The organism is Streptomyces milbemycinicus (assembly GCF_002154605.1).
Lineage (GTDB): Bacteria > Actinomycetota > Actinomycetes > Streptomycetales > Streptomycetaceae > Streptomyces > Streptomyces milbemycinicus.
This window is the reverse complement of record NZ_MUNE01000119.1, coordinates 1-7533: the sequence shown is the minus strand read 5'-3', so window position 1 is coordinate 7533 and position 7533 is coordinate 1. Positions and strand designations below refer to the sequence as shown.

The 7533-nt window shown below is 69.8% G+C and carries 6 protein-coding genes; 2 read left to right on the top strand and 4 right to left on the bottom strand.

The genetic code is table 11. The features are described 5' to 3' along the window. Positions 1-14: 14 nt before the first annotated feature. Positions 15-998 carry an ABC transporter permease gene (locus CCN51_RS10485; protein WP_014175514.1) on the bottom strand — a complete coding sequence of 328 codons (984 nt, stop codon included), beginning with the start codon at positions 996-998 and terminating at the stop codon, positions 15-17. Positions 999-1010: 12 nt separating this feature from the next. Continuing rightward, entirely contained in the window at positions 1011-2696 is a 1686-nt protein-coding gene (locus CCN51_RS10480) for an ABC transporter substrate-binding protein (RefSeq protein WP_014175515.1), read from the bottom strand. Positions 2697-3054: 358 nt separating this feature from the next. Between CCN51_RS10480 and CCN51_RS10475 the strand changes: the two genes are divergently transcribed. Next, a complete protein-coding gene (locus CCN51_RS10475) occupies positions 3055-5007 on the top strand; it encodes a glycoside hydrolase 5 family protein (RefSeq protein ID WP_014175516.1) in 1953 nt (650 codons plus the stop codon). A gap of 7 nt (positions 5008-5014) precedes the next feature. Here the strand turns inward: CCN51_RS10475 and CCN51_RS10470 are convergent, their stop codons facing one another. After that, the gene (locus CCN51_RS10470; RefSeq protein WP_014175517.1) at positions 5015-5488 is read right to left on the bottom strand and encodes a cupin domain-containing protein; all 474 of its coding nucleotides are present in this window, start codon (positions 5486-5488) and stop codon (positions 5015-5017) included. Positions 5489-5631: 143 nt separating this feature from the next. Then, on the bottom strand, positions 5632-6747 hold the full coding sequence (locus CCN51_RS10465; RefSeq protein WP_014175518.1) for an amidohydrolase family protein: 1116 nt from the start codon (positions 6745-6747) through the stop codon (positions 5632-5634). A gap of 99 nt (positions 6748-6846) precedes the next feature. Between CCN51_RS10465 and CCN51_RS10460 the strand changes: the two genes are divergently transcribed. Beyond that, on the top strand, positions 6847-7416 hold the full coding sequence (locus tag CCN51_RS10460; protein WP_014175519.1) for a MarR family winged helix-turn-helix transcriptional regulator: 570 nt from the start codon (positions 6847-6849) through the stop codon (positions 7414-7416). Positions 7417-7533 lie beyond the last annotated feature (117 nt).

Here is a 7533-nt window from a genome sequence, read left to right as displayed (position 1 = left end):
GGGGAGGGTGGCGGTCATCGGGCCTGCCTGGTCCGGGGGTCGACAAAGCCGTACACCAGGTCCACCAGGAAGTTGGCGGCCAGGACGGCGAAGGTGATGACGAGGAAGACCGCCTGCATCAGGGGGTAGTCGGTGTTCTCGACGGCCTGGAGGAGGGTGAAGCCCATCCCGGGATAGGAGAAGACGATCTCCATGACGAGCGAACCGCTGACGATGAAGCCGAGCGAGATGGCGAATCCGGCGACGGAGGGCAGTACGGCGTTGCGGGCGGCGTAGCCGACCATGACGGTGCGCGGGCGCAGCCCTTTGGCCTCGGCGGCGGTGACGTAGTCCTCGGCGAGGGTGGAGACCATCATGTTGCGCATGCCGAGCATCCAGCCGCCGACCGAGCTGAGCACGATGGTGGCGGCGGGCAGCACCGCGTGTTCGACTGCGGAGGAGAGGAAGTCGCCGTTGAACCCCATGTCCAGGGTCTCGTCGTAGCCGCCGCCCAGCGGCAGTACGCCCCACACCTGGCCGAAGAGGTAGAGGAGCAGCAGCGCGAGCCAGAAGTAGGGGACGGCGGCGAGGAAGGTGGTGGAGGGGACGAGGGAGTCCAGCCAGCTGCCGCGCCGCCAGCCGGCGAGGGTGCCCAGCGTCAGACCGAGTACGAAGCTGATGAGGGTGGCGGCGCCGACGAGAACGAGCGTCCAGGGCAGGGCGTCGCTCAGGACGTCGGTGACGGGGCTGGGGAAGTAGGTGACCGAGAGCCCGAAGTCCAGGTGGACCACGGAGCCCAGATAGTCCCAGTACTGGACCGCGATATTGCCGTGGCCCAGCCCGAGCATGCTGGCCAGGGCCTCCTCCTGGCCGGACTCCACGGGCCCGGACTGCGCCATCCGGGTAAGCATCAGCTGCACCGGGTCGCCGGGGATGAGCCGGGGCAGAAAGAAGTTGACGGTGACGGCCATCCAGGCGGCCACGGCGTAGAAGCCGAGCTTTCTCAGGACGTAGCGCACGCTGCCGCGCCCTTACTTACCGGCTTTGCCGTTGGCGGGCTTGATACGAGCCGCCACCCAGCCGCCGTCGGGGTCGAGCCAGATGGAGGGGGCCGCGTAGAGGTTGTCCTCGGTGGGATATCCGGTGACGCGGTTGCCGTTGAACTCCTGCTCGTTCTGGCCGTAGAAGAGCGGGATGGCCGGCATGTCCTTGATGAATTCCTGCTGGATCTTGTAATACCAGGGCTTCTGCTTCGCCGGGTCCTTGGTGGAGGCGATCTTATCCAGGGCGTTGTCCATGACCGGGTTGGAGTAGCGGCCGAAATTGCCGACGTTGGTGGATTCACCGATCTTCGGCGGGATGGTGCTGTCCAGCAGCTGGGCGTAATAGGCGCGCGGATCGGGGGTGTAGCCGCTGTTGTCGAGCAGCATCTGGAACTGGCCGCGGGCGCGGTTGTTGGACCATTGCGCGTACGACTCGGCCTTGACGACGAGCTCGATCCCGGCCTTCTTGAGCTGCTGCTTGGCCAGTTGGGCGACGCTGACGTAGTCGGTCCAGCCGGAGACCAGCTCGACCGTCACGGAGAGCTTCTTGCCGTTCTTCTCCCACGCGCCGCCCGACTTGGTGTATCCGGAGGCGGTCAGATACTGGTCGACCTTGCCCTGGCCGGTCTCGATCACGGCGTCCTTCAGGGACGGGTCGAGCACGGACTCGTAGTTCGGCAGCAGCAGCGCCATGGGGTTGGCGACGGGCGCCTGGCCGTCGTACACGCTCCGGTTCATGAACTCGCGGTCGAGGGCGGCGCTGATCGCCTTGCGGACATTGACGTCGGCCGTCGGGCCCTGCTCGGCGTTGGGCAGAAAGAACGTGGTCGCCAAGGGGATGTTGACGAGTTCGAAATTCTTGTTCTTGGCGAGGTAGTTCTTCTTGATGTCGGGGATGAAACCGCCGCCCCAGTCGATCTGCCCGGAGGTGACCGCGGCCGTGACGGCGCTGTTTCCGGTGAAGGACCGGTACCGCATGGTCTTGAAGTGCGGAAGGCCCTTGAAGTAATAGTCGTCGCGGGCGACCAGATCCATGGTCATACCCTTGACGGATTTCACCTTCCACGGGCCGGTGCCCACGGGGTTGGTATTGAGCGTGGTCGCCCGCTCCTTGACCGGGATCTTCGACCAGATGTGCTTGGGCAGCATCTTCATCTTGCCGAGGATGAAGTATTCCTTGGTGTAAGCGGACTTGGAGAACTTGATCAGCGCCGTGTCCTTCCCCTCGACAACCGCCGAGTCGATGGGAAGGGCGTACATGTTCTGCGCCTTGCTCTCCTTCGCCATCTGGAAGGTCCAGGCGACGTCGTCGGCCGTGAAGGGCTTTCCGTCGTTCCAGGTGGCGTTGGTACGTACCGTGACGCGAAGCGTCTTGCCGCCGTCCGACCAGGTGTACTTGGTGGCCAGCCACGGCTCGATCTCCCCGGCCTTCGCCGCGTTCAGATGGAACAGCGGCTCGTAGATCATTCCGTTGGTCGCCTGGAGCGGCTGCGGGGCGAACGGATTGAAGTTCCGGATGAAATTGCCCGTGGATCCCGTGGCAACGGTCAGCACCCCGCCCGACCCGCCGTTGTTGTTCTTGCCCCCGCCGCAGGCGGCGAGCGTGACGGTGAGCGTGAGCGCGGCCCCGGCGGCGAGCGCGCGGCGCGGACCGGCCGTTGTCGTCGAGATCATGGGTTCCCCTCGCTGTGCGGGTCGAAGCAGTGCGGGTTCACAGGACGCATGCCGGACGGTGGTCCGCGCACCATCGGCGCCGTGAAATTAAGGGCGCCCGGAAGAGGGTGTCAATAGCCCTGACACGGCACCGCTGCTGAACCGGGCTAGTCGAATGAGTCGAACATCCAGGTCTCGCCCGGAAACGGCCTGACAGACGGGAAGTTGGGTGATCAAGATGCTCGGACAGCCATGCGTACGAACCTTGTCCGAAGTGTTGACACTAAACCGGTAAAGCCGTTCACTGCTTGCTGCGCGGCACCGCCCGTCCGCACCGGGCCGCATCCCTGACGCCCCCTGCCTGAGGGAGAGTTCGCAGATGCAGCGCACGTCCGCACGGCTCACCGTCGGCGACCAACCCGTCATCTGGCTCGGCGCCAACTACTGGTCGCGCACCGGCGGTCCGCTGATGTGGCGCTCGTACGACCCCGAGGTCGTCGACGCCGAGCTGCGCGTACTGCGGGACCACGGGCTGAACATGACCCGGTCGTTCTTCTACTGGCCGGACTTCATGCCCGCCCCTGACCGCCTCGACCAGGAACTGTGCGCGCGCTTCGCCGACTTCCTCGACCGCCACCAGGCGCTCGGCATGACCACCGTCCCCACCTTCCTCGTCGGCCATATGTCCGGCGAGAACTGGGACCCCGCCTGGCGCGGCGACCGCGACCTGTACAGCGATGTATGGCTGGTGTCCCGCCAGGCGTGGTTCGCCCGCGAGACGGTGCGCCGCTTCGCCGCCCACCCCGCGGTGGCCGGCTGGCTGGTCTCCAACGAGATGCCCATCTACGGCCGCCAGCCCGGCGTACGCTCCGACCAGGCGCCCGCGGAACGCGAGGCCGTCGCGGCCTGGGCCCAGATCCTCGTCGACGCCGTACGGGCCGGTGGCGGCACCCAGCCCGTCTCGCTCGGCGACGGCGCCTGGGGCCTGGAGAACTCCGGCCACGACAACGGCTTCCGGCTCCAGGACACCGCCGAACTGTGCGACTTCCTCGGCCCGCACGTCTACCGCATGGAGAACGACCCGGTCCGGCAGCACTACGCCGCCGCCTGGGTATGCGAGCTGACCGGCACCTTCCAGCGCCCCGTCGTCCTGGAGGAGTTCGGCGTCAGCTCCGACTTCGCCTCGGGCCCCGGCGCCGCCCGCTACTACCGGCAGACCCTGCACAACAGCCTGCTGGCCGGGGCGACCGGCTGGGTCGCCTGGAACAACACCGACTACGACAACCTGAGCGAGCAGCCCCCGTACCGCCACCACGCCTTCGAGATGCACTTCGGCCTCACCGACACCGCCGGTGTCCCCAAACCGCAACTGCGCGAGCTGCACGCCTTCTCCGAGGTGCTGAGCGCGGTGGACTTCCCCCGCTGCCACCGCGCCGACACCGACACGGCCCTGCTGGTCTCCTCCTACCTCGACACCCTCTACCCCTTCACCCGCGCCGAGGACCGCGCCTACGTCCAGCAGACCGGCCGCCAGGCCTGGGTCGCCGCCCGGCTCGCCGACGCCCCGGCGGCGGTCGTGCGCGAAAGCGACGGCGCGCTGCCCACCGACGTACGGCTGTGGCTGGTCCCCTCCACCAAACAGCTCCTCTCCCCCACCTGGTACGAGCTGGAGCGCCGGGCCCGGGACGGCGCCACGGTCTACGTCTCGTACTCCCCCGGCGCCCACGACGAGCAGCGCGGCCCCTGGTACGCCCATCTGAACGAACTCTTCGGCGTCCGCCACCAGCTGGAGTACGGCCTGGTCGACCCGATCGAGGACGACGAGGTGACCTTCACCCTCACCCGCGCCTTCGGCACCCTCCCCGAGGGCGCCCGGCTCACCTTCCGCGCCGCGGGCACCCACAACAGCCGCGTCTTCCTCCCCGTCGAACCCGACGGCGCGCAGGTCCTCGCGGTCGACGGCCACGGCCGCCCGGCGCTGCTGCTGCGCGAGACCGGCGAGGGCTGCGTGGTCTTCTGCACCTATCCGATCGAGCACATGGCGGCCGTCACCCCCCGCGTCAACCCCGAGGCGACCAGCACGCTCTACGACGCCCTCGCCGCCCACGCCGGCGTCCGCCGCCCGGTCACCACCTCCGACCCCCGTATCGCCGTGGACCGCCTGGTCCACGAGGACGGCCGGGTCTTCGTCTGGCTGGTCAGCCAGGCGGGCGAGGAGCTGTCGGTCAAGCCGACAGTGGCCGACGGCAGGCTCACCACCTTGGCCGGCTCCCCGGCGGAGACGGTGGTCCTGGAGCCGTACGGGGTGCGGGTGCTGCGGCTGGAAGGCTGAGGGGGCGCTACTGCGGCCGCGTCGTCTCCTCGTAGTGGATGTCGTGGCGGGCCGCGATCGGGTTGATCTTCACCGGGTCGAGCTCTCCGTCGGTGAGCACGGACGGCCCCGCCTCGAACAGATCCTCCAGATAGCACTCCCACCCACCGGGCGAGGAGATCTGCAGCACGCGGGGCGGCGGGTCCGAGGCACGGCGCAGGGCGTGCGGGACGCCCTTGGGCAGGAGGACGAACGTCCCCGGTGCCGCCGTGAAGGTCCGGTCGTCGAACTCGACTTCGAGTTCGCCTTCCAGGACGTAGACGCACTCGTCCGCCGCGTGGTGGGTGTGGCGCGGGATGTCGCGCGCGAGCACCACCTCCAGCAGGGAGAGGCGGCCCTCGGTGTCGTCGGTGGCCGCCTTCACGGCGAAAGCCGGGGGCATGGGGACCCGGCCCGGTCGCGCCTGACCGGGGCCGAGCAGGATGAAGCGGGCTTCTGACATCGCGGTTCCTTGTCTGTGCGGTGTGTGGGTCTGTGGGTCTGTGGGTCTGTGGGTCTGTGGGTCCGTGGGTCTGTGGGTCTGTGGGTCCGTGCGGTCTGTGGGTCCGTGCGGCGGGTCTTCGGGGTGGGGGTCCGGCGGCCCGGTCAGCGGCTCTGGCGCACCCCGCGCCGCCACACCTCGGCGATGGCGCGGCCGGCGGTGATGTCCTGGGTCGGGTCGCCGTCGACCAGGAGCAGGTCGGCCCGCAGGCCGGGGGTGATCCGGCCCCGGTCGGCCAGTCCGAAGTGGCGCGCCGGGACGCTGGTGCCTGCCGCCAGCGCCTCCAGCGGGGTGAGCCCCGCCTGCACCAGCAGCTCCAGCTCGCGGTGCAGGCCGTCGCCGTGCAGCGGGGCGAAGGGGTTGGCGTCGGTGCCGGCCAGCAGCGGCACCCCCGCCCGGTGCAGCGCCCCGGCCACGTACGCGGCGTTCGCGGCACGGGCGGCGCTGTCGCCCCCGTACACCTCGTAGTTGACGATGGCACTGATCACGAAGACGCCCTGGGCGGCGATCCGGGCGGCGAGCGTGTCGGCGGCCGGGTCGCCGGGGGCGGTGTCCGCCCAGACGTGGGACAGCCCGTCGGCACCCGCGTCCAGCGCCGTCTCGGCCTCCCCGGCGGTGACCGCGTGCGCGATCGTGCGCAGCCCCACGGCGCGGGCCGCCGCGACGAGGGCGGTCGCGATATCGGCGCCCAGGGTGGGGACCGGCGTTCCGGCGGCCGAGCCGTCGTCGATCACGAACTTCAGGTAGTCGCTGCCCTCGGCGGCCCGGGCCGCGACGAACGCCTCGGCCTGCGCCGGGTCGGTGATCGTCTCGAACGGTCCGTTGGCGTCCTCGGGGCGCTCCAGCATGGGCGCGACCATCGCCATGACCCCGGACGGATGGCCGCCGGGCGCCGTGGCGAGGACCCCGGCGCTGCGCAGGTCGGCGACGTCGTCTTGGTCGGCCGCCAGCCGGCGCTGCCGCGCCAGGTTCGGCGGGAGGCAGAACATGTCCAGCTCGGTCGTCACACCGAAGGTGAGCGCTTGGGCAAGGCTGCCGTCAAAGGTGTGGGTGTGGGCGTCGATCAGCCCCGGGAGAAGGGTCCGGCCGGTGCCGTCGACTTCCACCTCCGCGTGGCCGCCGTCGTATTCGGCGATGCGGTCGCCGTCGATGAGGACGTGTGTGCGGGCGGTGGCCCGCTCACCGTCGAAGACACGGACGTCACGGATGAGGGTGCGCATGAAAGCTCCCCGAACGGTCGGAAGTAGTTCGCGAGACGATAGTACTCTAGCGAACTATATTCATGGCGGACTGTATTCCGGCAACTAGACTCCCGGGACATGAGCGAAGGCGAGCCCGCGTACGACGGCGACGGCGGTGGCGCTGGTGGCGGCGACGGTACGGGCGTGGTGGACAGGATCCTGACGGACTGGCGCCGGGAGCGCCCCGATCTGGACGTGTCGGCGCTGGCGATCGTCGGGCGGCTGTCGTTCGTCGCCGAGAACATCGTCGGCCCGGCGGGCGTGCGGGCCGTCGAGCGGCACGGCATCGGGCGGGGCGACTTCGACGTGCTCGCCACGCTGCGGCGCGTCGGCACCCCCTACACCCTCAGCCCCTCGGTGCTCTCGGCGGAGTTGATGATGTCGCGGGCCGGCATGACCAAGCGGCTGGACCGCCTCGAGCAGGGCGGGCTGGTGGAGCGCAGCCTCGACGCCGAGGACCGCCGCAGCTTCCGGGTCGCCCTCACGGACCGGGGCCGCCAAGTGGTCGACGCCGCGCTCACCGACCTCACGGCCGACCTGAGCGCGCTTGTCTCCGAGCTCACCGCCGACGAGCGGGACGGCCTGGACCGGGCGCTCGGCGCGCTGCTGCGCGCCGCCACGCGCCCGAACCACCCGGGCGGCGGCTGAATCCCGAGCGGCGCCCGGAAGCGCAGCGTGGCCGTTCCACGGCGGCCGTCACCAGGGCAGCGGGCGCCGTCACCAGCCGTCACCAGCCGTCACCAGCCGTCACCAGGGCAGCGGGCG